We start from the raw sequence: 24,561 nt of genomic DNA on the forward strand, positions 1-24,561 counted from the left end.
TAATGTTTACCCTAAGCTCACACAATTTCCCATTATTTACACAGGAGGTTAGTCCAGATGAAAAATCGTTCCATCCGCCGCACGACACTCGCGGCCGTCCTGACGTCAGCGATGACGGTCAGCGCCATCCCGGTCGCTGCAGGACCAACAAATGTCGCACCGGCCTTACCGTCGGCTAGCGAACACGCCCCGTTCGATCATCACATCATCGATGAGGAACGTCTCGCCAAAGCACTTGAGAATCGTGGCGTCATCAAGAAAGGCTTATCGGCTTCAGAACGCACGAAAGCGGTCGAGGCATATATCGCCAAGAAGCAAGGTGCGGCGCAAGACCCGCATAAGCATGACTTGAATGACAAAGCAGCCGCTGCCAAAGAGAAGATACATAACCAGTTCGAAAAAGAATCGAACCGTCTCCTCGACAAAGCGAAAAAGGGACAAGCGAACTATCGTAAAGGCAAGCCGAACGGTCAAGTCAAAGTCGACCCGGCGAAACAGGCTGGCTATAACGGCGCTGTGCGCGAAGACAAAGTACTCGTCTTACTCGTCGAGTATAGCGACTTCAAACATAACAACGTCGTCCAAGAGGAAGGCTATCTATATAGTGACAATTTCAGTAAAGAACACTATGAACAGTATATGTTCGGCGACGAGTCATTCGAACTGTTCAATGGTGATAAAGTCCAGACGTTCAAACAGTATTATGAAGAACAATCAGGCGGCAGCTACACTGTCGATGGAACGGTCTCAGAATGGTTGACCGTCCCGGGTACGGCGAAAGACTACGGCGCCGACCGTCCGACAGGCGGACATGACAACGCCGGGCCAGGACCACGTCAACTTGTCAAAGACGCGTTGAACGCGGCTGTGAAGAGCGGCATGAACTTGGCTGAGTTCGACCAATATGATCTATATGACCTTGACGGTGACGGCAACTTCAACGAGCCGGACGGCTTAGTCGACCACTTGATGATCATTCACGCGGGTACCGGCCAAGAAGCAGGTGGCGGTGTGCTCGGTGACGACGCAGTCTGGTCACACCGTTGGGTCGTCGGCAACAGTCCGTATCGCATCGCCGGTACAGAGGCAGCTGTCCCGTATTGGGGCGGACAAGTGGCCGCGTTCGACTACACGATTCAACCAGAAGACGGTGCAGTCGGCGTCTTCGCGCACGAATACGGTCACGACCTCGGGCTCCCAGATGAGTATGACACGCAATACACAGGTCAAGGCGAACCGGTCCAATCATGGTCAATCATGAGTGGCGGTAGCTGGGCCGGGAAGATCGCCGGTACTGAACCGACAAGCTTCTCTCCACAAAACAAAGAGTATTTCCAAAAGTTGATGGGTGGCAACTGGGCCAACATCACGGAAGTCGAACTCGATGATATTAACGCGCAAGGTTTCGTCTCTCAAATCGACCAATCAGTGACGAAATCGAACAACCCTGGCATCGTGAAAATCAACTTGCCAGATAAAAAGGTTAAAGGTATCGAGCCGAAGTTCGGGAAGTATTACTACTACTCGACTAAAGGCGACAACTTGCATACGGAATTGGCAATCCCAAGCGTGAAACTCGGAGCTGACGGGCAACTTGCCTTCGATACACGTTTTGAAATTGAATACGATTATGACTATCTCTATGTCAAAGCGCTTAGCGGCGGTAAAGAAGTCGTCCTCGACGTTTACGGTGACGACAACACAGGTAACGATGCAGAATCGACGAACGGTGAATGGGTCCGTAAGTCATACGACTTGTCACAATTCGCCGGACAAGACGTCTCGATTGTCTTCGAATACGTGACTGACGGTGGCCTTGCGCTTGAAGGCTTCGCACTCGACAACGTCTCGATCACGTCGGGCGGTGCAACATTGTTCTCTGACGACGCAGAAGGCGCGGAAGCGGTCAAGTTGAACGGTTTCGTTAAGTCGGACGGTTGGGATGAGAAGCCGCACTACTACTACTTGGAGTGGCGTAACCATGCCGGCGCTGATACGGGTCTCTTAAACGGCCGTGGCGTCAAATACAATACAGGTCTCGTCGTCTGGTATGGAGACGATTCGTTCTCAGACAACTGGGTCGGTGTCCACCCTGGCGAAGGCTTCATCGGTGTCGTCGATTCGCACCCTGAAGCATTGATTGGGAAGTTGAACGGCAAAGACACGGTCGCAGGCAGCACGCGTTACCAAATCGCGGACGCGGCGTTCAGTCTCGACAAGACGATTCCATGGTATATCAACTCACCGAGCCGTGGCATCTACGACTACAAAGCACAACCTGGCGTGAAACAATTCAATGACGCCAACACGTATATCAACTCGCTCATCCCGGACGCAGGTAAGAAATTGCCTAAGTACGGTCTCGTCGTCGACGTCGTCGGCGAAGCGAAAGACAACTCGGCCGGTGCCGTTTGGATTCGCAAACAATAACGACCCTGCCCCGCGCCGAAATGGACGCGGGGTCTTATTATTCTAAAAAAGCTTGAAATTGCTGAATGAACTGTGTAACATAATACGTGTAACGCCTCTGTAGGTTAGTGGCAGACCTCAGCAATGGTAATGCTGCAGCACGAGTTCGATTCTCGTCGGAGGCATCAAAAACACCGCTCAACCAAGCGGTCCAGAGCACTTCCTGTTTATGACAGGAGGTGCTTTTGTTTATTCGTGCACAGTTTGTGCCCAAAAGCGGTTTATCAGACGATTTTGATTGATTTGAATAAATCAGATATCTCTGACAGATTATCCGTCCATCGATGCCATAGCCTATCAGTCTTCTGGTTTAAAGCGACATCGTGATTTACTCATGCGTGACCTCTTTGTGACTTGAGGTCACATATTGAATCGTAGCCAGGAGTGTAACTTTGATAGACGACAAAAAACGCCCCGGAGGACGCTTAGATGCCCGTACTCAACTGAATTACCTGTCATCAATTATGAAGGGTATCGCTATCAATCTGAGTGGTGTATGACCACATCCCAATCAGATGAATCGCTCTCATCCAAAACTCGGGTGAGAGCTTTTCCATTCAGTCATGGAAACTGTCTTGACACGGTTTCCGTTCCTCTATAAACTTGAAAAGTTAAAAGTACCTATTGATTCGGAAGGAGCAACGTCCCAATGCTTAATGAATGGTTATGGATTCCTTCTGCCTTGCTCACGCTCGGCCTGCTCGTCCTCAGCTATAAGCTGTTCGGACGTGTCGGGCTGTTCGCCTGGATCGCGATGGCCTCGATCGTCGCCAACATCCAAGTGACGCAGCAGATTGTAATCGGCGGTTTCATCTTCACACTCGGGAATATCGTCTACGGTTCCCTTTATTTAGCGACAGATATCTTGAACGAGAAATACGGTCGTCATACGGCGCGTAAAGGCGTCTGGCTCGGTTTCTTCATCTTGATCGTCTCGACGGTGCTCATGCAGTTCGCCTTGCTTTATGAACCGTTCGAAGAAGCGCTCTTCATGCATGAGAGTTTCGAGGCGTTGTTCTCGATGCTCCCGCTCATCACGCTCGGTAGTCTTGCCGCGTATCTCGTCTCGCAGCTGTTCGACGTCTTCATCTACTCGAAGATTCGCGCGAAGACCGGTGAGAAAAAACTATGGCTCCGGACGACCGGTTCGACCGTCGTGTCACAGTTCATCGATACGCTCACGTTCTGTACAATCGCCTTTTGGGGCATGGAATGGGGCATCTGGTGGAATATTTTTATCACGACATACGTCGCAAAGTTCGTCATTGCCTGGATGGCCACACCGTTCATGTATTACGCGAAACGGACAAAGCCGCAAGAAGACGAAGCCGAAAAGGCAGCATAATGAAAAACGCCACGAAGAAGTCGTGGCGTTTTATTTTGCCCGAATCTTGAGTCGGACTGCATATGGTCTTGCATCTTCGACGGTAGACGTCTCTCGACAGACGGCGAGCGCAACGTAGGCGTCGATGGCGAGTGCTTCAATGGTATCTTCGGTCGTGCTGACCTCGAGTATGGTGTAAGGTGGCAAGCGTTCCATCTTGACCCACTCCCCGCGTTTTTTCACATAAACGACGGGCTCGTCGATCGAGTAACGTGTCAGTAACTCCTTGACGTTCACACGATTCCCTCCTTCGACCCAATCCTTGCCTCAATTATAGAAACTCGTTGCGTTTCTGTAAACCGTGCCTCCCGGAAATTGTCGCCCCTACCCTTCAACTTTTGGTTGGTTCAGCCGATACATGGAGTAGAGAAATGAGGTGAATTGATGCGTTATCGACGCCAAGAGACTTTTCGCTACATCCTACCAAATCCTCGTTTTATCCCGTACCGCCTCGTATGGGAAGACAAAGAATTGCATGACGGCGAAGCGATGTTGTTGAACATCAGCTCCCACGGTATGAAATTGCGTTGTGACTACCTCTTCCCTTTGTCTGAAGGGTTGAAAGTGACCGTCACCCTCGACCTCGTCCCGATGCTACAAGCAATCGAAGTGACGGGCCATGTCCGGCACCGCAGTCAAATGGGCAGCCTGTATGATTACGGCATTATGCTTGAATCGAGTGACGAAGAAGCGCAACAGCTCGTGACGATGATTAAATCCTATGCACGCGAAAACCAATGAGAGAGTGTCAAATCGACACTTTCTCATTTTTCGTTCTTTGAAAACGGGGTATACTAGTTGAAACAGGATTAGACGTGAGGTGTTGGCATGACGAGAAAGTTTTTATTGATTCCTTGGGGCGTGGCGATTGCCATCGCCGTCCTCGGACCGAACGAACCGTTCTCGAGCAGGTTCTTGCTCGATTTTCTGACGTATAACACGGACGTTTACGAAGGGTATTCCTTATCCTTATTCAGTATTTTGGGCGTGTATCCGCTCGCTTTATTCCCACTTATGTGGTCAGAGGTCAATCAATTACGTCCAAACCCGCTCTTACCGGCAGCGACCGGCTTCGTCGTCGGTGGTTTTATCATCGCGCCTTACTTGGCCTTCGCCCGGCAGTCGCCTTATCCGACACCAATCAAGCCGCTTCCGACACGAATCCTCGGCGTCGTCTTGCTCGCCGTGACGATCGGGTTATTCATCGCAGCCGCGACGACCGGTGATGTGAAGACATACTGGACATACGTGGAACAAAATCAGTTCGTCCGGACGATGACAGTTGACTTTTTCTTACTTGCCTTCATTCAAATCACGCTCATGAACCGTGACGCGAAGCGATACAAGATGAGCCTCTGGCCACTCCCTTACATCCCGCTATTCGGGTTGTTGTTTTGGCTCATCATTCGCCATAAGCAGCCGTTCAACGAAGCGCCAACAAGGCGCCCCCGGCACGCATAAGACACGGACGCCCGACGCGTAGATTACGTTATAGGGCGTCCGTGTTTCTTCTGTTGTTTGATTAAGGTATGATGGACGTTGAGACAAAAGCACTTAGAAAAGTGCAAGAGAAAGTGGGAATGAAACGATGCGTTATTTTAAAGTCATGACACATACGAACGACAAGCAAGAGGAAGTCATCCTCAGCGAATACCATAAAGTGCCTGAGAAAAAGGTCGACCAATTTTTAAAAGACATGCTCGAACTCGACATGTATGAAGAGAACGTCAGCTTAAAGGAGTGCCAAGTCGCCAAAGACCGTTGGGAATGCCCGGTCGGTGACTTCGTTATCGTCGAGTACTTCAACGAAAAAGAGTTTGACCGCATGAATGAGTTCAAGGCTGTCAAGAAAAAATGAACGCAAAAGGAGAGGACCTGATCGAAGGTCCTCTCCTTTTTGTTATTCGTTATCTTCTTCCGGGTCCGGGTCAGGATGTTGGGTCGGCGCCGGTTTTTTAGCTGGATCGGATTGTTCGTCTGGCTCCGGGTCTGGATGGACCCCTGGCTGAGATTCGTCACGTTTCATCAAGCAACCCTCCTTTGCGATAATTCATTCTTTCCACCGCGTCAGACTTCTGAAACGTCAGTGAATGTTTTTGTTGCCAATCACGCGACGCGAGATGGCTTTCTCGATTTCAACGATGACAAAGACGATGAACCCGAAGACGACGGGGAAGAACCAGTCACTAAGCTCGAGCGCGGCTGTTCCGAACAACGTATGCATGAACGGCACATACGTGATGAACAGTTGAAGCGCGATCAACAGGCCAGAGACGAGAAACGCAATCTTGTTATCGAAGAAATGGCGATTGAACGCTGGCGCGAGTTCCGTCCGACAGTTGTACAAGTGGAACAACTGGGCCATGACGATCGTGTTGAGCGTAATCGTCTGCAACTTCGCCGTCGAGAAATCATAGTCGGCGAGTAAATAGTTGATAGCGAGGCTCCCTCCCCCAATTAAAATCGAGACGAAAATGATTCGGAAGACGTAATACTTACTCAAGAGCGGAACGTTCGCCGGGCGCGGTGGGCGTTTCATCGTGCTCTCCTCAAGCGGCTCGAAAGCGATCGCGAGCGAGAGCGTGATGGCGACGACCATGTTGACCCATAAAATCTGAACCGGACTAAGTGGCGCGGAAGCCCCGAGCAAAATGCTCATCGCGACGAGGAGCGCCTGTCCACCGTTCGTCGGTAAGAGGAACAAAATCGTCTTCTTCAAGTTGTCGTAGACGCGACGCCCTTCACGGACGGCGTTGTAAATCGTTTTGAAGTTGTCATCGACAAGGACCATCTGCGACGCTTCTTTTGCGACCTCCGTCCCTTTAATCCCCATCGCAACCCCGATATCGGCCCGTTTCAGAGCCGGGGCGTCATTGACACCGTCACCGGTCATCGACGTGATGAGCCCGTTCTGTTGAAGCCCTTTGACGAGACGCAGTTTGTCGTTCGGGCTCGTGCGTGCGAAGACGTCGTTATGAACCGAGGCTTCTTTAATCTCCTCGTCGGACATGTTCGTCAATTCTTTCCCTTCGAGTGCCCCTTCGACTTCCATCCCGAGCTCACGGGCGATGGCGACGGCGGTGTCTTTATGGTCACCGGTAATCATCTTGATTCGAATCCCTGCGTCACGACAAGCCGCGACCGCTTCAATCGCCTCTGGGCGAGGTGGATCGACGATTCCGTACAGGCCAAGGAACGTGACTCCGTCCTCGACGTCTTCATGGTCGACCGTCTCTTTTGAAGAATCGACACGTTTGAAGCCGCCACCGAGTACACGCTGACCGCGGTCGGCGATCTCTTTCCGTTTCTCATCCCAATACGTACGGTCGAAATCAGCACTCTCCGCCATATCAAACAGACGATCCGGGGCCCCTTTGATGAAGATCATCCGCTCGTCTTTATAGTCGACGAGGGTGGCCATATATTTATATTCTGAGTCAAACGGAATCTTCGAGATGACTTTCAACCGTTCGATCGGTTGCTCGGCTTTCTCGGCGAGCGTTAACAAACACGCCTCGGTCGGGTCCCCGTTGACGACCCATTTGCCTTCCTCTTGATACAGTTGGGCGTCGTTACACGTCTTACCTACCGTGAGCAAATCGACCATCGAAGGGTCATCATCGAGGTCGAATGGTTGTCCGTTAAGCTCGAGGTTGCCGTCCGGGGCATACCCGCTCCCTGACACTTCGATATCATGGTTTGCCGTCACGACTTGTTTGACGGTCATTTCATTCTTCGTCAACGTCCCGGTCTTATCCGTACAGATGATGGAAACGGCACCGAGCGTTTCGACTGACGGCAGACTTCGTACAATCGCTTTCTTCTCGGCCATGTTGCGGACGCCGAGCGCGAGGATAATCGAGATGACGGCCGGAAGACCTTCTGGGATGGCAGCGACCGCAAGACCGATCGTCGTCAGCATCAGTTCGATCGGGTCATATTCACGGAAGAAATAGCCGAACGCATAAATGGCGATGGAAATGACGAGGATGGCGATTGACACCGTTTGACCGAACTTCGTCGTCTGACGGATGAGCGGTGTCTTCACGGTCTCGACTTCAGCGATCGAGGCGTTGATTTGACCGAGCTCCGTCCCTTCTCCGATGGACGTGACGAGTGCTTTCGCACTACCCGTCGCCACACTCGTCCCGGAGTAGATCATGTTCTTCCGGTCTCCGAGCACTGCGTCTTCAGGTACGACTTTAATCTTTTTCTCGACCGTCGTCGCTTCACCCGTCAGTGCGGATTCTTCCACTTTAAATTTTTCAGCCTGGATAACGCGGGCGTCGGCAGGTACTTTATCTCCTGCCGCGAGCACCATGACGTCGCCGACGACGAGGTCACTCGAATCGACTTGAATCTGTTTCCCGTCACGGATGACGCTCGCTTTCGTCTCAAGCAATTTTTTAATTCCTTCTAGTGCCTGTTCGGCTTTGTTTTCCTGAAGATACCCGACGACCGCGATGATTGTCACGACGAGCAAGATGACAATCGTGTCGATATATTCCCCGAGGAATCCGGTCACGACGGCGGCACCGAGAAGGACGTAGACGAGGACGTCATTAAACTGTCGTAAGAACTTGATGATTTCTGGCGTCTTCTCCTTCTCGGGTAACACGTTCTTCCCGTATCTTTCTTGACGGCTCGACACTTCCTCTTTTGATAGGCCGTTGTCGACGTCTGTCTCGAGATGCTCCCTCACCTGGTCCGGTTCGAGGGCGTGCCACTTTTGATTCTCGATCTCCATCTCTGCTTCTCCTCCTCAATTTCTTCTATCTAAATCTACTTCTACTTCATGTTTCCCACTCCGGCGCATCCTGACACATTTTCACACTTTTTTTCAGCACATTTTCATATTTGACCAACTATATTTTTCCAACCATTTGATTGGAAACGTTATCATCGGAATTTCTTATGTCAGTTCGATGAATTGGCTTTACAGGAGCGATCGAATGTTTAAATATAGAAGAAATACAAACAGAGAGAAAGAGGTACAACACCATGGTAATCATACAAGGGATAGCACTGTTACTATTGATTCTCGCACTTTTTACATTGTTCAGTTACAAGGCCCCGTTCGGCATGAAAGCGATGGGGGCGCTCGCCGGGGCCGCCATCGCCACGTTCTTGGTCGAGGCGTTCAACGCCTATGCGATCGGAGGGCTGTTGCCTCTCCCGCTCTATGAAGAGGTCGGCCAAGCCGCCGGGTCGCTCTCGGGACCGGCTGCCGCGGCACTCGTCGCCATCGCGCTTGGGATCAACCCGGTCTATGCGCTCATGCTCGGACTTTCCGTCGCTGGTTTCGGGATCTTGCCGGGATTCTTCGCCGGATATATCCTCGGATTGGTCGGTCGTCGGATGGATCGACACTTACCGGCCGGTGTCGACATGATCTTCTACGTCATCGTCATGGCACCGCTCGCTCGACTCGTCGCGATTGGCGTCGACCCAATCGTTTCGAACACGCTCGCCCAAATCGGGGCGGTCATCGAACTCGCGGCAACACAGAATCCGATTATTATGGGGCTCGTCCTCGGTGGAATCGTGACGGTCGTCTCGACGTCACCACTTAGTTCGATGGCACTCACGGCCATGCTCGGCCTGACTGGCGTGCCGATGGCCATCGCCGCGCTCGCCTTGACAGCATCGATCTCAATGAACTTTTTACTGTTCAAACGCTTGAATATCGGGACGAAAAAAGACCAGTTGTCGGTCGCGATCGAACCGCTCACGCAAGCTGACCTCATCTCGGCCAACCCGATTCCAATCTATAGCGTCAACTTTATCGGTGGCGCCATGGCCGGTCTCGTCGTCGCGATGACGGGAATGGTCAATAACGCACCGGGCTCGGCCGCAGGTGTCCCTGGCCTCCTCGTCATGTATGGGTTCAACGATTGGCAAACCGTCACCGTGACGGCTGTGATTGTCTTCGGGATTGGAATCGTCGCCGGTCTCGTCGGCAGCAAGCTCTTTAAAAACTTCCCGATCGTCTCGCAAAGCGAGAAGACGATTGAAGCAGAAGAAGCAGCATAAAAAAATTCGGACGTCCCACGGGACGTCCGATTTTTTTGGTTAGAAATCGATTGTACGTTGTTCGTCTGAAGACAAACGGGCCAGCTCGATGACTCGTGTCGTCAAGAGCGCGTCACTTAGCGGGACGAGCGGACGGCGGGCGATAAAACTAGCCGCGAGTTCCCGGTAAAAGTCGGTGTAACGACCAGACTCGATCGCGACCGCACTCGTCTCGTCTTGGCTGAGCGTTCCCGTCTCGAGGACGTCCGGCGACAGATTCCCGTTCCGCAGTGCCGCTTCTTGCGGGTCGAGCCCATGTTTGATGAAACTTCCTTTTGTCCCGTGCAACTCGAAACGAGGTGCCTCGCCGGCGATGAACGGATTCGAGCGCAGGTACACCCGCTTCTCTCCATGATGGAGCGTGATGAAGAAGCCGTCGTCCGATTGCCCTCCGTCGCGTTGAATCATCACGTCCGCATGCACCCGGTCTGGAACACCGAACAAGACGAGCGCTTGGTCAATCAAATGACTGCCGAGGTCGAACAAGATACCCGACCCAGGCCCTGCGTTCTCCCGCCACCGGTCACGGACGGCGGGCCGGAAACGGTCAAATCGGGACTCGAATACTTTCCAGTCCCCGAGTTCCCCCTTTTCAAGTAGCGCCTTGACTGTCAAGAAGTCCCCGTCCGTCCGGCGATTATGGAACACGTTGACGATGCCTCGACTGTTCGCCTCAAGGTCGCGGAGCTTCTCGCCTTCCTTGACGCTCAAGAACGCAGGTTTTTCGACGAGGACGTCTTTCCCGGCCTTTAAACACGCCTCGACCATGTCGTTATGTAGATGCGACGGCGTCGTGATGACGAACAGTGTCGCCTCACTCTCGAGTGCCGCCTCGAGTGACTCGTACACGGTCACATCTGGTAACTCGCGCTTCACGTCGTCCGGCCGTGATGAGACGACACCCGTCACGTTATATTCGTCTAACGCCTTTAAAAAAGGTAAATGAAACGTCGTCGCCGAGAATCCGAATCCGACTAAAATCGTGTTGATCATGTACTCTCCTCCTATCGGTCATCCTTTAGTATAGCAAAAAGAGAGGTCGTTTGACCTCTCATGCACTGACGCTCGCCTCGAGCTTGTATTCAAACGTATTGTACCCATTCCTCGAGCCGACATATACGAAGCCGAACCGTGGATAATAGTCGTTTAAAAACGCGTTGTCCGCGACACAGTCGAGACGGATCGGCTCGTTCCCGTCCGCTTCTTCGAGGACGTGTTGCATCAACCGTTGTCCGACCCCTTGCCCTTTCAACTGTTCGCTGACGACGATGCGGTGAATATATTGACCGCGCTCGCCATCTTCCCATAAGGCATGGTCCCACTCGTCCGGTGGAAGCAAGGCGATCGAGGCCAATATGGCATCTGCTTGTTCATATACATAAACGTCACCGCTAGCGATGTCGGTTTCTACCCGTTTCAACAAATCTTGCTCCAAATATTCCGTCCATTGGTCGCTTCCTTGTTCATTTAGCGCTACGGCTCGTTGTTCGATTAAGTTCGCGATGTTTGAGGCATCGCGTTTCGTCGCGAGTCGAATCATAACGTCCTCCTTAGTCATACAGTATTTGAAATACCACTATAACGGACGTGTCTGATCGATTTCAACCATCTTGCTTCATTAATCCGCCCGGAACAAGACGACCTCTCCCCCGTTCAACCGATAGCTGTACGTGAACGTCGCGTTCAAGCTGTGTGAGACGGAGCAATACCGGTCGACCGACAGCTCGATGGCGCGGCGGACGCGTTCTTCGGGCATATCGCCTTTGAGCGCATACAGAAGGTGAATCGCCGTGAACCGTTTCGGGTGTTCCGTCGCCCGGACGCCGTCAATCTCCATCTCGAACGTCTCGAGTGGTAGCCGCATCTTATGAAGAATCGAGACGATGTCGATTCCGGTGCATGTGGCCGTCGCCTGTAAAAGCATCTCGGTCGGTCGTGGACCGAGGTTCAATCCGCCGACGTCTTCCCCCGCGTCAAGCGTGACCCGGTGCCCCGATGGCGTCATCGATTCGAACGCCATTCCTTGTTTCCAGTCCAGTTTTATATGCATCTTGTTTCTCCCCCTTTGTTTCGATAGCATACTATTCCCCGTAATGAGGTATGATAATGCTAGATGTTCAAATTGTCGTTAGGAGAGTGGATTATGGATTGGTCCGTCATTATCAGCTGGGGATTGTATGTCGTCCTTGGGTTGAACTTATTATTCGCGCTCGCTGTCATCTTCGCCGAGCGCCGTGACGTCGGGGCCACCTGGGCGTGGCTCCTCGTCCTATTTTTCTTGCCGATTCTCGGCTTTATCGTCTATTTGTTTTTAGGACGCCAATTGAAGAAAGACAACTTCTTCAACTTGAGCGTCGAGGAGCGTTCGTTCCACTCGCTTCAAGTCGAGAGTCAAATCGAACAATTGCGCCGGAAAGAGACGGCGCTCCAGCAACCGTTATTCGAGAAGTATGAGCAACTGCTCGAGATGAACCTACGCTCCTCGAAATCACTCGTCAGCGTCCACAACAAGTCGTCCATCTTACATGATGGGGAACAGAAATTCAAGGCGCTTATGGATGACATCCGGAACGCCGAGACCGAAATCAATATCCAGTATTACATCATCCAGCGGGACGCCCTCGGCAAGGCGCTCATCCACGAATTGATCGAACGCGCCAAGGCCGGCGTCAAAGTACGTCTATTGTATGATGCCGTCGGGTCACGCAGCTTGCGGAACTCCGATTTTAAAGAACTGATCGCCCATAACGGTGAGGTCCGCGTCTTCTTTCCACCGACGCTCGGAATCATCAACTTCAAACTGAACAACCGAAACCACCGCAAGCTCGTCATCATCGACGGGAAGATCGGGTATGTCGGCGGTTTCAACGTCGGGACCGAATATCTCGGCCTCGTCGAGAAGTTCGGGTATTGGCGCGACACCCACCTCCGGGTTGAGGGTGACGTCGTCTATCATCTGCAGCACCGTTTCATCTTGGACTGGAACTATTCAGAACACGATAAGCACGACCCGGAAAACACGTTCTGTTTTGCCCGGCACGACATCTCGACCAAATCGCCGATGCAAATCGTGACGAGCGGTCCGAACTCGGACACGGAGCATTTGAAGAACATGATGATCAAAATGATCATGTCGGCGAAACATCGTGTCATCATTCAGACGCCATATTTCATCCCCGACGCGAGTTTCATGGACGCCTGCAAGATGGCGCTCCTTTCCGGCGTCGAGATGAACATCATGATTCCCGGGAAACCGGACCATCCGTTCGTCATGTGGGCGTCGCTGTCGTTCCTCGGCGAGCTGCTCGATTACGGGGCGAACGTCTATATGTACGACCAAGGCTTCTTACATGCGAAGACGCTCGTCGTCGATGATGAGATTGCGACGGTCGGGACGACGAACCTCGATGCCCGAAGTTTCCGCTTGAATTTCGAAGTGAACGCCCTCATTTATGACAAACAAGTCGCCCTCGAGCTCGCCTCGCTGTTCGAGTCAGATATTGCCGTCAGCCGACGCTACACGGTCGAAGATTACGCCGAACGGAAATGGACCGTCCGGATGCGAGAAGGCGTGTCACGCCTGCTCAGTCCAATCTTATAATGTCAGAATGGTCCGCTTCTCATCGGAGAACGGACTTTTCAATAGTGAACAATGAATAGGAGGAAGTATGTTGTCAAATCAATCCATATGTGAAGCCTGTCAGCACCGAACAGTCGATGTCATCGAGACGACCGATGACCCGGTTCAACCGTACCGTCTGTGCGCCTCGTGCCATGAACGACTGATGGACTATGCCTTGCGCCCGATCGAGTGGTACAACTTGGCAAGTGTACATGGATCGTTTAAGCCAATGCTACATGACGACTTATACGATGAAGATGGCACGGCGTGTCAACCGGAAACAGAAGTCATCGTGACGAGACAGGACTTGCCCCCTTCGCTTGAGCAAGCCCAATCCGATGTCGAGGCGCTCCTTTCGTTTGCCGTAACGAGGTGGTATGTCGAGGACGAAGTCATCAGTGCTTTGAAGCAACACGACGCGCTTGAGCTGCTCGATGCCTTGAAGACAAGATATGAGCAGACCCCAAACCTCGACGTGAAGGCCCGTCTGCTCGAAATCGTCGCTGACGTCATCCAAACACCGGCAGCCGACTGGGTACGCAGCCTCTGGCATGATGTCGACGTAGAGCTACTCGATTCACTCGCTTCTGCGACCGCGACCAGTCTACCGACCGAAGAAGGGTTGAAACGCGTTTACGACAAGTTGGACGCGATTGAACCGAAAGAACTTCCGAGTGTCGCATTCTTATGTTTATATCGTTTCCGTTCGCCTGACGTGCTCGATTGGATCGAGTCAAACTGTGACGCGTTCGATTCGAACTGGGCGAGACTCGCTGCCGTCAGCATGCCGACGTGGCATCGGATGAATGCCTGGTTAGAACGTGGACGGCCGTTCAGTTTAGTCGCGCTTGAAGCGATGGTCAGCTGTGTAGAAGGCCATGGTGGGTTGTATGTCGACACCCAATCGCCCCGCATCCTCGAGACGCATCTCGACGAAATCGAACCGGTGTTGACTGCGTACGAACGAAACGATTCCGTTCCCCGTGTGAGACGACAGGTCGCAATCCTCCTCCAAAATAAGGACGACATCTTTACGTGATTCAACTTAAGACAAAAGGGGGTGCCTCGTTCGCATCCTCTTTTTCTCTGCGTTGATTGACTAGCAGCACGTGCCTCAATTTTTGCATTCGATTTGACTAATCCTTGACAGTTTTTTAGATTCAGCACATTTCTCTATCTTTTTAGCTAATCCAATTCCAATTCAGGGTATAAAGTATCAATACGAACGTCCTAAGCTTTCAATTTCCACTCGGAAAGGAGGAAGTATGCGTTCGCGCATATGTCACCTATGGCTGATCCTAGAGACCAACATGAAGCAACTGCAGCACGAATCGATCCTTCCTCATGGGACGAACTTCCGGTCGGACTGTTCTCATTTGACCGGTCCGGCCGAATCATCAGCTACAACGAGGCGTTCATCGTACTACTCGGTCTGTCCGTGCATGATTACCCTTCATTTGAACGATGCACGTCTGTTCAATTGAATTTGAGTGAGGCAGCAGAACGCGTCTTGTCAGGCGAGACGGTCCGTCTTGCCGGATGGCACCATCGCTCGAACGAGCAGGCCCGCTTCCTTCGGACGACGATGTCGCCAAGTTTCCAGAACGACCGCGTGACCGGAGGCGTCGGCGTGCTCGAAGACGCGACCGAGCAGCGGCGTTACGAAGAACGGATGGAACAGCTGTCCTCCCTCGATCCGTTGACCGAACTGTACAACCGTAAGAAAGTGAGCGACTTGTTGATGGCCGTGGCCGAGCGTCCCGATGCCTCAACGGATGCCGCGGTCATCATGCTCGATATCGATTATTTCAAGCTCGTCAACGATACGTTCGGCCACCCGACAGGAGATCTCGTCTTACGCTCAATCGCCCAGCTACTCCGACGAAACATCCGGAAGACCGATGCGATTGGCCGCTGGGGCGGGGAAGAGTTTTTAATCGTCGCCCCGCATTCCTCACTCGCCGACGGGGTCCGTTTGGCCGACAAGCTCCGCCAAACCGTGAACGACGAACCGTTCGGGCCAGTCCCTCACGTAACGTGCTCGTTCGGCGTCAGTTCGTTCGCCGGCGGCAAATCGGTCGAGCAAGTGTTACAAGACGCGGACGAAGCGTTATATGCGGCGAAACACCACGGTCGGAATCAAGTCTCAAGCAAGCAATGAAAAAAGGCGTCGCGATTCTCCGAGTTTGGAGTTCGCGACGCTTTGTCGTTAAATCGTGAATCGTGAAACGAGTTCTTGTAGTTCTTCTACCATATCGGCGAGTGCTTTCGCGGATTGCGACACTTCCTCCATCGAACCGAGTTGATCTTCGGTCGTCGCGGCCACTTGCTTCGAGGCATTCGAATTCTCATCGGCGATGTGCGCGATTTGTGTCGCCGCCGCCGATACTTCTTCAACGTTCGCGGCGATCTCTTCGACCGTCGCCGTCACGTCCTCGATGCGCGGGGTCATCGCTTGCGTCCGGGCCATGATTTTATGGAACCGGGCCGCTGTGTTCTCCGTAGTCTCGAGCCCTGCTTTCGTATGAACCGACACTTCTTTCATCAAGACAACCGACTGTTCGGTCTCTTGTTTGATGCGTTCAATCAAATGGGCAATCTGTTTCGTCGACTGTTGTGATTGTTCGGCGAGCTTCCGTACCTCGCTCGCGACGACCGCGAACCCTTTGCCGTTCTCGCCGGCCCGGGCCGCCCCGATTGCTGCGTTCAAGGCGAGCAAGTTCGTCTGCGCCGGCCGCCATCTGTTGAATCGCACCGGCAATCTGTTCAGAGGACGCCGTGTTTTGAGCGGAATTGGCCATCAGTTCCTGCGACGATGCCGCCACTTGACCGATTGATGCATCAAGTCTTGAAACAATCGTCCGCAAAGATTGGGTCATCGCATTGAAACTTTCGGATACCCGCCCGATTTCGTCGTTTGAGTCAACCCGAATCTGTTCCGTCAAATCAACTTGTTGTACGCGTGCTGCCCCGGCGGTCAAACGATTGAGCGGACGAACGATGGAGCGAATGACGAAATAGAGTAGAGCCGACGCGATGAGAATCATCCCCGCGATGACCGCGAGCGTCGTCCACAAAATGCCGACCGTCTCTTGGTCGATCTCGGCTTCGTAAAGCGTACCGGCGACTTTCCAACCGGTCAGTCCGTTCGTCATGAAATCCATTTGTTTCGCGTCACCTTCGAGCGTATAGGCGAAGCTGTCCGCCTCTTTGCTGTAGAGCGGTTCGACCCAGTCGCCCGATGCCTCTTCCCCAGCTGCGAGCGTCGGATGGGTGACGAACCGCTCAGTCCGGTCGAGAATCGTGATATAGCCGTCTTTCCCGATTTGAATGCTCGCCGCGACGGCTGCGATGTCATTGACGTCGACATCGACCGCGATGACCCCTCGTCCATCAGTCGCTTCGCGCGACAAGGTGACCATCATCTTCTCTGACGCGGCGTCGACGTATGGGTCGGTGATGACGACTTGCCCAGCTGTCGCTTCGGCCGCCTCGTACCACGGACGTGTCCGCGGGTCGTAGTCATCCGGAAGTGTCTGTTCAGGATAGATGGTCATCTCGCCTTCGCCAGATGCATAATAGATGTTGGTGACTTTCGGATGTGTCGCCAAATACTCGAGGAGCTTCTCTTCTAATGCCAGATTGTCACCTCCCGACTCCTAGAGCGTCGCATCGATGCGCTCGGCAAAGAAATCGACGTCACCTTTAATCGGACCAATCAAATTGTTGATCTCGACATCCATCCGCTCCACACCCGAGTGGGCAGACTGCAAAATTTGATCTTTGATTTTCTGTTTCGCCTGACCATAGGCGACAAGTCCAATCAATAAAGAGGGAACGAGTAAAACGAGTGCAGACATGATAATCAATTTCTGTTTGATGCTGATCGTGCGTGTTGACTTTCGGTTCATAAAACAACTCCAATCTCGAGCGATTGATCGTCACGTTACTGACAACATCGGACGAAGTCTGTGTTTCTTTATAACCCTCACTAAAATGCTTCTTGCTAGTTAGAATGTTCATAATTGAAAACCTTTTCATTCCAACTGACAGTCAACAAACGACAAAAACACCTGCTTGCGCAGGTGCAAAGGCTGTGTTTGTGGAGCCTAATTATGCCTTTTTCCGTGTCGATTTATAAATAGCAAGAATGCCGATACAATCTTCTCATTCGAATAGAGCAATTAGCCATCGCGGTCATCCTGAAGAAACGACAAAAGTTGGTCTAACGTCGCTCTTAATCCGTTCAAATGGTCCTCTTTGCGAATGCCGCTCGGTACGTTCTCACAAACGACCGTTACGTTCGTCCCGTCATCAATTTCCTCGAGAAACCATGTTTGCATCATCTCACCTGAAAATGTGGGATCCTCGGTCTCGAATGTACCGGCCATGACAATCTTCTGATTCGTTTCGAGCTCGACGAATCGCCCTTTCGAGACGTCTGAATGTGAAGACGTCTTACCAGTTACGGTTTCATCTTCATACGTCAAAACGATACGATACATGCCACCGGCCTGTGGCTCAAACACGTCAATCTGCACGGACATTCCTTCCGGCGCCAACCAATTCTCAAGTCGCCTTGGATCGAGAAACGATTCATAAATCTCCTTAGAAGAAAACGGAATCCATTTTGATGACGTATCGATTCGACCTTTCAAAAACAAGCTCCTCTCAGTTTTTGATAAAAACTAAAAATGCCGAGATAATGTCTTCATAGGATTTTAACGGTTGGTACTTTATAGAATCTATAAAAGAGGCGATAGCATGCTGTTCCAATTCTATCCCATTTTAGAAACGTTTCATTTGTAAACGGGGTGTTGATCGGCTCATAGAAACCTAATTTGTCTATAACTAGACCATAGTCCGTCATGATGTTTAACACGTCGCGAGCTGTCTGTTGGTTCGTCTCGTGCTCGAAATGAAACTTCAACTGAATCGTATTCATACGCTATTCCCCTCCCCCCACTAGTCTTCAAGATATATAGCCAACTCACGCAACTCGTCTTGAAGTGACGAGAGATCAACCGCTGAATGAACACCCATCATGTAGTCGTATCCGATGAACACTTTGAACATATACGCTTCGTCTGAGCCTTCCGCTTTATGTTCTAACTCGGCGTATAGCCCATTCCTTAACATGAGTCGTAGTATGTTCGGGATGTGACGCCGCGATAGGACGTTGCCTGTCTTCATTTTTTTACGCATGTCTCTCATTCGAATCGGATAGAGCGCATTGAACGCACGTCTTGAAGAGGGGTGATACGCATAGTCATGGAAACGTCGCTCAAGGTAGGAGACGGTCAACGTTTTCACTCCCAAATCATCCATCATTCGCTCAATCGCTTCAATGTAATTGGCTTCCACACGTAGATATTCTTCAAGCGTGAAGACAATCCCGTCATACGTGTCACCGATGCATGACATATCGATCCATTCGTCAATCTTCCCTCTCGTGTCAGGATTGTATTTCGTCACACTGTATATATACATCCAGTCATCTTCTCCTTTTGATTGGAAGTCGTCAAAAAAGACGCGACAACGAGGTCACGTCCGTTCAAGCACCGATAATGGCATCATAATTGGCCTTCGTCCACCCGTAGGCGACTTCGCGAAGCGCGATTTCCCCGAACGTGCGCTCTTTTTCGTCAATCACTTCGCCTTGTTTTTGCTCGTAAAACGAGCGATACGGGTTCAACTCGAGCGCCCAGATGATCATCCCTGAGCTACTCATCGCTTCGACTGCCTTCTCGAGCAAACGTGAGCCGAGACCGTTCCCTTGATGTTCTTCGAGCACGTAGATGGCGTACACTTCATTCGAATGGTCTGGATACTTCCCTGTCCGCTCTGCGCCGTAAAGGACGAAGCCGACGATTTCTTCATCGACGACGGCGACATATCCGTCCACTTCCCGTTGCGAGAGGGCGTCGCGGACCTTCTCGGCCCACTCAACCGCGTTCGATGACAACTTCAATAGAAAATCGGTCGGCACGATGCCCCGATACGTCGTCCGCCAACCGTTCACTCGGACGCGTGCGATTCCATACGCATCTTTCGGTTCAGCTACTCGTATAATCATCTCGGCCCCCTCCTAGCACAAGTTTTACAAGTATTTTACCACAAATCGCCACCTTGCAATCCATTAGCCAAGCAAATCCAAAGACAATTTAGCGACAAAAAACGACCGTGGTCTGTCCACGGTCGTTCATCTTACGCGACGTCTTGTTTCGGTGTAGGTGTAGCGGTCGCAGTCGTAAGTGGTTTTTTCAAGAATGAAAGGAGGAGTGCTCCAATCAAGGCACCAGCGAGAATCGCAAGTGCGTAAAGCCCCATGCTCATGACGACGTTTCCGGCTCCTTCAAGGAGTGGGAAGACGAAGATGCCGCCGTGCGGTGCAGGCAATTGGATGGCGAAGAATGCTGACAATCCACCGGCGATGGCAGATCCGAGAATCGCTGACGGCAAGACGCGAATCGGGTCAGCCGCTGCAAACGGGATGGCTGCTTCCGTGATGAAGGATGCACCCATGACGTAGGCGGTCTTCCCTGCCTCACGCTCTTGTTTCGAGAACTTCTGACGTGCGAACACAGTCGATGCGAGTGCGACGAGAAGTGGCGGGACCATCCCACCGGCCATGACAGCCGCCATGACTTCCTGGTTTCCGGCCGTGAGGGCTGCTGTACCAAAGACGTAGGCGGTCTTGTTGATCGGACCACCCATATCGACTGCCATCATGCCTCCGACGATGACGCCGAGCAAGACGGCGTTCGCACCGCTCATGCCGTTGAGCACTTCCATGAGCCATGTCATGAACGCGGCAATCGGTTCGTTGACGACGAGTAACATGATCATCCCTGAGATGAATGAACCGAGTAGCGGGAACAAGAGAACTGGCTTGATTCCTTCAAGTGAGGCCGGCAAATTCGCGAGCGCACGCTTCAAGAAGACGACGACATAACCTGCGAGGAAACCGGCGATGAGACCACCGAGGAACCCTGCCCCACCCTCACTTGCGAGGAAACCGGCGACGAGACCTGGTGCAAGACCCGGACGGTCGGCGATGGACATCGCGATGAAACCGGCAAGGACTGGAACGAGGAACCCGAAAGCGGCGCCACCGATCGTCATGAGTTGTGCGGCAAATTCGTTGTATGACGGATCGTCCGGATTCGCCGAGTTGATGCCCCAGAAGAAGCTGAGTGCGATCAAGAGACCACCCGCGACGACGAGGGGAAGCATCGCTGAGACCCCGCTCATCAAGTGTTTGTATACACCGGTACGCTGTTCTTTTTTCTCGCCACCAGATTTACCAGTCGACTGATAAACCGGCGCATCTTGCTTCACGGCACGGTTAATCAATTCTTCCGGTTTCCGGATCCCTTGGGCGACCGGAACTTCGATGACGTGTTTGCCGGCGAAGCGGTCCATCTCGACCGCCTTGTCCGCCGCGACGATGATCGCTGTCGCTTTCGCGATGTCAGCCGACGTCAATTCATTTTTCACTCCGGTCGATCCGTTCGTCTCGACTTTCATCTCGACGCCCATCGCGTCCGCTTTTTGTTTCAAGCTATCGGCGGCCATGTACGTGTGCGCGATCCCTGTCGGACAAGCCGTGACAGCGAGAATGTATGGAGCGTCTTCGTTCACCGCTTTCGCTTCGACCGGAGCCGCTTCAGCCGCTTCTTTCTCTTCGATGGCCCGAATGACGTCATCGGCAGAAGTCGCAGCGTAAAGGCGTTCTTGGAAGTTCGGGTCCATAAGGAAGACAGATAATTTCGATAACGTTTCCAAGTGCTCATTGTTCGCATGCTCACCCGCTGCGATCATGAAGAACAAGCGGCTGTCTTGCCCGTCAAGCGCCTCATAATCGATGCCTTCCGAGCGTCCGAACGCGATTGCCGGCTCTTTGACCGCTTTCGTCTTCGCGTGTGGAATCGCGATTCCTTCTCCGAGACCGGTCGTGCTTTGCGCTTCACGCGCCAGGATGGCGTCACGATAGCCGTTCCGGTCCGAAAGTTTTCCGGCCCGGTCGAGCACGTCGACGAGTTCTTCGATGACGTCGGCTTTCGTACGGCTGCCGAGATTCAATTGAATCGTGTCCTTTTTGAGCAGATCCGTGATGTTCATGTTGTTTCCTCCAATCGAGATAGTGGGGTGACGTCGACTTCGCCGACCAAGCGGTCCACGTCTTGTTTCGTACAGAGGCCAAACGTATAGGCAGACGCGCTGCCGGTCGTCACCGCATAGCGGAACGCCTCCGACGCGTCGTGGTCGAGAATGTTGGCGACGAACCCGGCGACAAGCGAGTCACCTGCTCCGACCGAGTTGACGAGCTTCCCGTTCGGCGTATTGGCCGTATAGGCTCCGCTCGCGTTGACGAGCATCGCGCCGTCACCGGCGAACGAGACGATGACGTTCTGCGCTCCACGTTCGACGAGCTTCTCCGCAAAGGGGAGTGCCTGTTCGAACGTCTCGATGTCCGTATCGAACAGTTCGCCGAGCTCGTGATGGTTCGGTTTGATCATGAGCGGCTCGAGCGACAACACTTCGAGCATCGCTTCCTTCGTCGTATCGACGACGAATTCGGCCCCGTTGGCCCGTACCTTCTCGGCAAGCGTCCGGTAGAGCGTGCTCGGTAAGTTGCCCGGGATGCTGCCCGCGAGGACGACGATGTCACCTGGGCTCACGTGTTCGAACTGCTTCGTCAGCTGTTCGAGCTCGCTATCTTGAATGACGGGGCCGCTCGCATTGAGCTCCGTCTCTTCTTTGGCCCGAATCTTGACATTGATTCGGGTCTCGCCCGCGACTTCGATGAAGTCCGTTTGGACACCCTTGTCTTTTAGCGCTTGTTTAATAAATTCACCGGTCGATCCACCGACGAAACCGAGCGCGACCGTCTCGACATCATATTCACGCAAGACGAACGCGACGTTGATTCCTTTGCCGCCTGCGGTTTGTGTTGTCTCTTGAATCCGATTCACTTCTCCTAGCACGACTTCTGGTAACGTGACATAGTAGTCGATCGAAGGGTTGAGCGTTAACGTGTAAATCATTGGGCGTTCACCACCTTTGTAGTAGATTCGATTGAACGGACGTACGCGACATCTGACAGTGTGACGAGCGTCGCCGCCTCGAGCGGCGCGACTCGACTGAATGATCGTTTCCCGAATTTCGAGTCATCTGCCAAGATGTACGCCGTACGAGCGAGTTCAATCGCCGTTTTTTTGACGAGGGCTTCTTCTGGATCCGGTGTCGTATAACCGGCTTCAAGGTCGACGCCGTTGATGCCTAAAAATGCGAGGTCGACCCGATAGTTCATCATGCTCTCGCGGGCGTTATAGCCGACGAGCGCCTGGGTCGAGCGCTTTAGTTCACCACCGATGACGAACGTTTTAATATCGAGGTCGAACAAGTCGTTCGCAATCGGAAGACTGTTCGTGACGACGATGACTTGTTTTCCGGTTAAGAACGGGACCATCGCTTGTGTCGTCGTCCCGGCATCGAGGTAGACGGACATCCCATCCTCGATGAACGTCGCGGCCTTCCGTGCGATCGCGACTTTCTCATCGACGTGACGGTCACGCTTCTCTTCAAACGTCGGTTCTTCTTCCGGGTGAATGACGAGCGTGGCGCCACCGTGGACCCGTTCTAAATAACCTTCTGCCTCAAGATCGGTCAAATCACGACGAATCGTCGACTCTGACGCTTCTGTCAATTCGACCAATTCTTTCAATTTGACGATCCGTTGTTCCGATAACCGTTGCAAAATTAATTGATGTCGTTGTTTCGTTAACATCATATTCCCTCCGTAGTTATAATATAAAGCGTTTACATTCAAAAAACAATCAAAAACATTCATATTCGTTCATTTATTTTTTAATTGTCACAATTATAACATAAAAAACGGTCACCTAGTGACCGTTTTTGACTGTTCATTGTTGCTTTTGGAGCCATTCGTCAATCTTTTGGATTAAAACAGGGTGTAGCGGCGCCTCGATGGCATCACGATATTCTTTATGCAACTGAAGCAACGAGTGCGGCGTGGTCCGCTCGACGAGCAAGTGGTTCATGTCTTTCAAGATGTCGCTCGTAACGTCCCCTTTCGTCCTGACGGAATGAACGTGTTCCGGCGGGACTTGGACGTCACGGTCACCGGTGATGGCAAGGACCGGTACACGCACGTGCTCGAGCCGCTCGCGGACGTCATACGAGGCGTGCTCCCGAATCCACTTCGCATTGACGATTTGGCCTCGGAATTTGAATGAGGCGACGTTCGTCCGCAGCGAGCGTTCGAACAATTCATCTTGCCGTTTGCGCACTTTCGCCGGGACGCCGGTCAAGCGATAAAACATCCCTTTCAGTCTTTTGACGGACCCGATCTCATTGGCGAGCGCATCGGCTTGAAGCAAAAACATCTGTTTCGACGCGTCGTTAAATCCGGCTAAGAGAATCAAACCCGTCGCTTTCGTCTCGAGTTGAACGGCCGGTGCGATGACCGCCCCTTCGCTATGACCGAGAATGACGACGTCGGTCACCTCTGGCAAACGCTTGACTTGATTGACGACGGCGATCGCATCGTCGATCAAGTCGTGCAGCCCGACTTTGTTGAAGTCGCCGTCCGATTCGCCAATCCCTTGTTTGTCATATCGAAAGACGTTGACGCCCATCTCGAACAGTGCCTCTGCCAATTTTTTATACGTTCCGAACGACGACGGACCCATGTTCCCATCGCGGTCACTCGGTCCGCTCCCGCTCAAGATGACGACCGTCTTTCGCGGCGTGTCATGTAATTGCAGTGTTCCAATCAATTCACCGTAAGGTCTTGTAATCGTTAAGTTTTGTTCCATCGTATCGCCTCCTCTTTCATCATACCGGACATCACGAGACGTATCGAGCAAAACTGATGAACGGACAGGTGGGGCATCCCCATCCCTCTTCTTTGATTGTATAAGTTAAAAGGATAATACTACCATTTGTCGAAAGAACACATAGCGTCATCTGATGGAGACGACAAGTC

At 52.4% G+C, this 24,561-nt stretch carries 25 protein-coding genes and 1 tRNA gene; 10 read left to right on the top strand and 16 right to left on the bottom strand.

Annotated features, from left to right (window positions below):
* Positions 1-57 precede the first annotated feature (57 nt).
* The 3 genes from KB235_RS09705 (at position 58) to KB235_RS09715 (ending at position 3,814) form a co-directional block, all read left to right on the top strand.
* Complete coding sequence (locus KB235_RS09705) at positions 58-2,430, top strand: immune inhibitor A domain-containing protein (RefSeq protein WP_211779541.1); 2,373 nt, start codon at positions 58-60, stop codon at positions 2,428-2,430.
* A 93-nt stretch (positions 2,431-2,523) separates the two neighbouring features.
* A tRNA-Thr gene (locus KB235_RS09710) sits at positions 2,524-2,594 on the top strand.
* Positions 2,595-3,118: 524 nt separating this feature from the next.
* Entirely contained in the window at positions 3,119-3,814 is a 696-nt protein-coding gene (locus KB235_RS09715; protein ID WP_211779542.1) for a queuosine precursor transporter, read from the top strand.
* Between the two features lie 30 nt (positions 3,815-3,844).
* Here the strand turns inward: KB235_RS09715 and KB235_RS09720 are convergent, their stop codons facing one another.
* The gene (locus KB235_RS09720) at positions 3,845-4,090 is read right to left on the bottom strand and encodes a hypothetical protein (RefSeq protein ID WP_034804670.1); all 246 of its coding nucleotides are present in this window, start codon (positions 4,088-4,090) and stop codon (positions 3,845-3,847) included.
* Positions 4,091-4,237: 147 nt separating this feature from the next.
* On the opposite strand from KB235_RS09720, the gene KB235_RS09725 reads away from it, so the two are divergent.
* From KB235_RS09725 to KB235_RS09735, 3 genes are all read left to right on the top strand, one after another.
* Complete coding sequence (locus KB235_RS09725; RefSeq protein ID WP_211779543.1) at positions 4,238-4,594, top strand: PilZ domain-containing protein; 357 nt, start codon at positions 4,238-4,240, stop codon at positions 4,592-4,594.
* A gap of 87 nt (positions 4,595-4,681) precedes the next feature.
* A complete protein-coding gene (locus tag KB235_RS09730; protein WP_211779544.1) occupies positions 4,682-5,314 on the top strand; it encodes a hypothetical protein in 633 nt (210 codons plus the stop codon).
* Between the two features lie 127 nt (positions 5,315-5,441).
* Positions 5,442-5,711 (top strand): hypothetical protein, encoded by a 270-nt coding sequence (locus KB235_RS09735; protein WP_235193371.1) that lies wholly within the window; start codon positions 5,442-5,444, stop codon positions 5,709-5,711.
* A 42-nt stretch (positions 5,712-5,753) separates the two neighbouring features.
* Here KB235_RS09735 and KB235_RS15775 read toward each other — a convergent pair whose 3' ends face one another.
* Both KB235_RS15775 and KB235_RS09740 read right to left on the bottom strand, forming a co-directional pair.
* Positions 5,754-5,879 carry a hypothetical protein gene (locus KB235_RS15775; protein WP_034815346.1) on the bottom strand — a complete coding sequence of 42 codons (126 nt, stop codon included), beginning with the start codon at positions 5,877-5,879 and terminating at the stop codon, positions 5,754-5,756.
* Between the two features lie 57 nt (positions 5,880-5,936).
* Positions 5,937-8,600, bottom strand: a complete 2,664-nt coding sequence (locus tag KB235_RS09740) for a cation-transporting P-type ATPase (protein ID WP_211779545.1) — start codon at positions 8,598-8,600, stop codon at positions 5,937-5,939.
* Between the two features lie 254 nt (positions 8,601-8,854).
* Here KB235_RS09740 and KB235_RS09745 point away from each other — a divergent pair, with 254 nt between their 5' ends.
* Entirely contained in the window at positions 8,855-9,886 is a 1,032-nt protein-coding gene (locus KB235_RS09745) for a PTS sugar transporter subunit IIC (protein WP_211779546.1), read from the top strand.
* Between the two features lie 39 nt (positions 9,887-9,925).
* Here the strand turns inward: KB235_RS09745 and KB235_RS09750 are convergent, their stop codons facing one another.
* The 3 genes from KB235_RS09750 to KB235_RS09760 all read right to left on the bottom strand — a co-directional run bounded on the left by KB235_RS09750 (position 9,926) and on the right by KB235_RS09760 (position 11,975).
* Complete coding sequence (locus tag KB235_RS09750; RefSeq protein WP_211779547.1) at positions 9,926-10,918, bottom strand: Gfo/Idh/MocA family protein; 993 nt, start codon at positions 10,916-10,918, stop codon at positions 9,926-9,928.
* 58 nt (positions 10,919-10,976) lie between these two features.
* Complete coding sequence (locus KB235_RS09755) at positions 10,977-11,465, bottom strand: GNAT family N-acetyltransferase (protein WP_211779548.1); 489 nt, start codon at positions 11,463-11,465, stop codon at positions 10,977-10,979.
* A 78-nt stretch (positions 11,466-11,543) separates the two neighbouring features.
* On the bottom strand, positions 11,544-11,975 hold the full coding sequence (locus KB235_RS09760; RefSeq protein ID WP_211779549.1) for an OsmC family protein: 432 nt from the start codon (positions 11,973-11,975) through the stop codon (positions 11,544-11,546).
* Positions 11,976-12,068: 93 nt separating this feature from the next.
* Here KB235_RS09760 and cls point away from each other — a divergent pair, with 93 nt between their 5' ends.
* From cls to KB235_RS09775, 3 genes are all read left to right on the top strand, one after another.
* Positions 12,069-13,526: a cardiolipin synthase gene (gene cls, locus KB235_RS09765; RefSeq protein WP_211779550.1), complete on the top strand. Its 1,458-nt coding sequence runs from the start codon at positions 12,069-12,071 to the stop codon at positions 13,524-13,526.
* 67 nt (positions 13,527-13,593) lie between these two features.
* The gene (locus KB235_RS09770) at positions 13,594-14,586 is read left to right on the top strand and encodes a hypothetical protein (protein ID WP_211779551.1); all 993 of its coding nucleotides are present in this window, start codon (positions 13,594-13,596) and stop codon (positions 14,584-14,586) included.
* Between the two features lie 249 nt (positions 14,587-14,835).
* A complete protein-coding gene (locus KB235_RS09775) occupies positions 14,836-15,708 on the top strand; it encodes a GGDEF domain-containing protein (protein WP_051690261.1) in 873 nt (290 codons plus the stop codon).
* Positions 15,709-15,756: 48 nt separating this feature from the next.
* On the opposite strand, the gene KB235_RS15700 is transcribed toward KB235_RS09775, so the two are convergent.
* From KB235_RS15700 to KB235_RS09815, 10 genes are all read right to left on the bottom strand, one after another.
* Entirely contained in the window at positions 15,757-16,245 is a 489-nt protein-coding gene (locus tag KB235_RS15700; RefSeq protein WP_246514419.1) for a methyl-accepting chemotaxis protein, read from the bottom strand.
* The gene (locus KB235_RS15705; protein ID WP_246514184.1) at positions 16,130-17,158 is read right to left on the bottom strand and encodes a methyl-accepting chemotaxis protein; all 1,029 of its coding nucleotides are present in this window, start codon (positions 17,156-17,158) and stop codon (positions 16,130-16,132) included. Before KB235_RS15705 ends, KB235_RS15700 begins: the two co-directional genes overlap by 116 nt.
* Before the next feature lie 48 nt (positions 17,159-17,206).
* Entirely contained in the window at positions 17,207-17,458 is a 252-nt protein-coding gene (locus tag KB235_RS15710) for a hypothetical protein (protein WP_246514185.1), read from the bottom strand.
* Positions 17,459-17,731: 273 nt separating this feature from the next.
* Entirely contained in the window at positions 17,732-18,205 is a 474-nt protein-coding gene (locus tag KB235_RS09785; RefSeq protein ID WP_211779552.1) for an SRPBCC domain-containing protein, read from the bottom strand.
* A 307-nt stretch (positions 18,206-18,512) separates the two neighbouring features.
* Positions 18,513-19,037 (bottom strand): hypothetical protein, encoded by a 525-nt coding sequence (locus KB235_RS09790; protein ID WP_211779553.1) that lies wholly within the window; start codon positions 19,035-19,037, stop codon positions 18,513-18,515.
* Between the two features lie 64 nt (positions 19,038-19,101).
* Complete coding sequence (locus KB235_RS09795; protein WP_034815332.1) at positions 19,102-19,623, bottom strand: GNAT family N-acetyltransferase; 522 nt, start codon at positions 19,621-19,623, stop codon at positions 19,102-19,104.
* 131 nt (positions 19,624-19,754) lie between these two features.
* On the bottom strand, positions 19,755-21,671 hold the full coding sequence (locus tag KB235_RS09800) for a PTS fructose transporter subunit IIABC (RefSeq protein WP_034804698.1): 1,917 nt from the start codon (positions 21,669-21,671) through the stop codon (positions 19,755-19,757).
* Positions 21,668-22,597: a 1-phosphofructokinase gene (gene pfkB / locus KB235_RS09805; RefSeq protein ID WP_034804701.1), complete on the bottom strand. Its 930-nt coding sequence runs from the start codon at positions 22,595-22,597 to the stop codon at positions 21,668-21,670. Before pfkB ends, KB235_RS09800 begins: the two co-directional genes overlap by 4 nt.
* Positions 22,594-23,340: a DeoR/GlpR family DNA-binding transcription regulator gene (locus tag KB235_RS09810; protein WP_034804704.1), complete on the bottom strand. Its 747-nt coding sequence runs from the start codon at positions 23,338-23,340 to the stop codon at positions 22,594-22,596. The genes pfkB and KB235_RS09810 overlap by 4 nt, the downstream gene beginning before the upstream one ends.
* Positions 23,341-23,476: 136 nt before the next feature.
* Complete coding sequence (locus KB235_RS09815; protein WP_211779554.1) at positions 23,477-24,391, bottom strand: alpha/beta hydrolase; 915 nt, start codon at positions 24,389-24,391, stop codon at positions 23,477-23,479.
* Positions 24,392-24,561 lie beyond the last annotated feature (170 nt).

The organism is Exiguobacterium alkaliphilum (genome assembly GCF_018138125.1).
GTDB classification, from domain to species: Bacteria; Bacillota; Bacilli; order Exiguobacteriales; family Exiguobacteriaceae; genus Exiguobacterium; species Exiguobacterium alkaliphilum.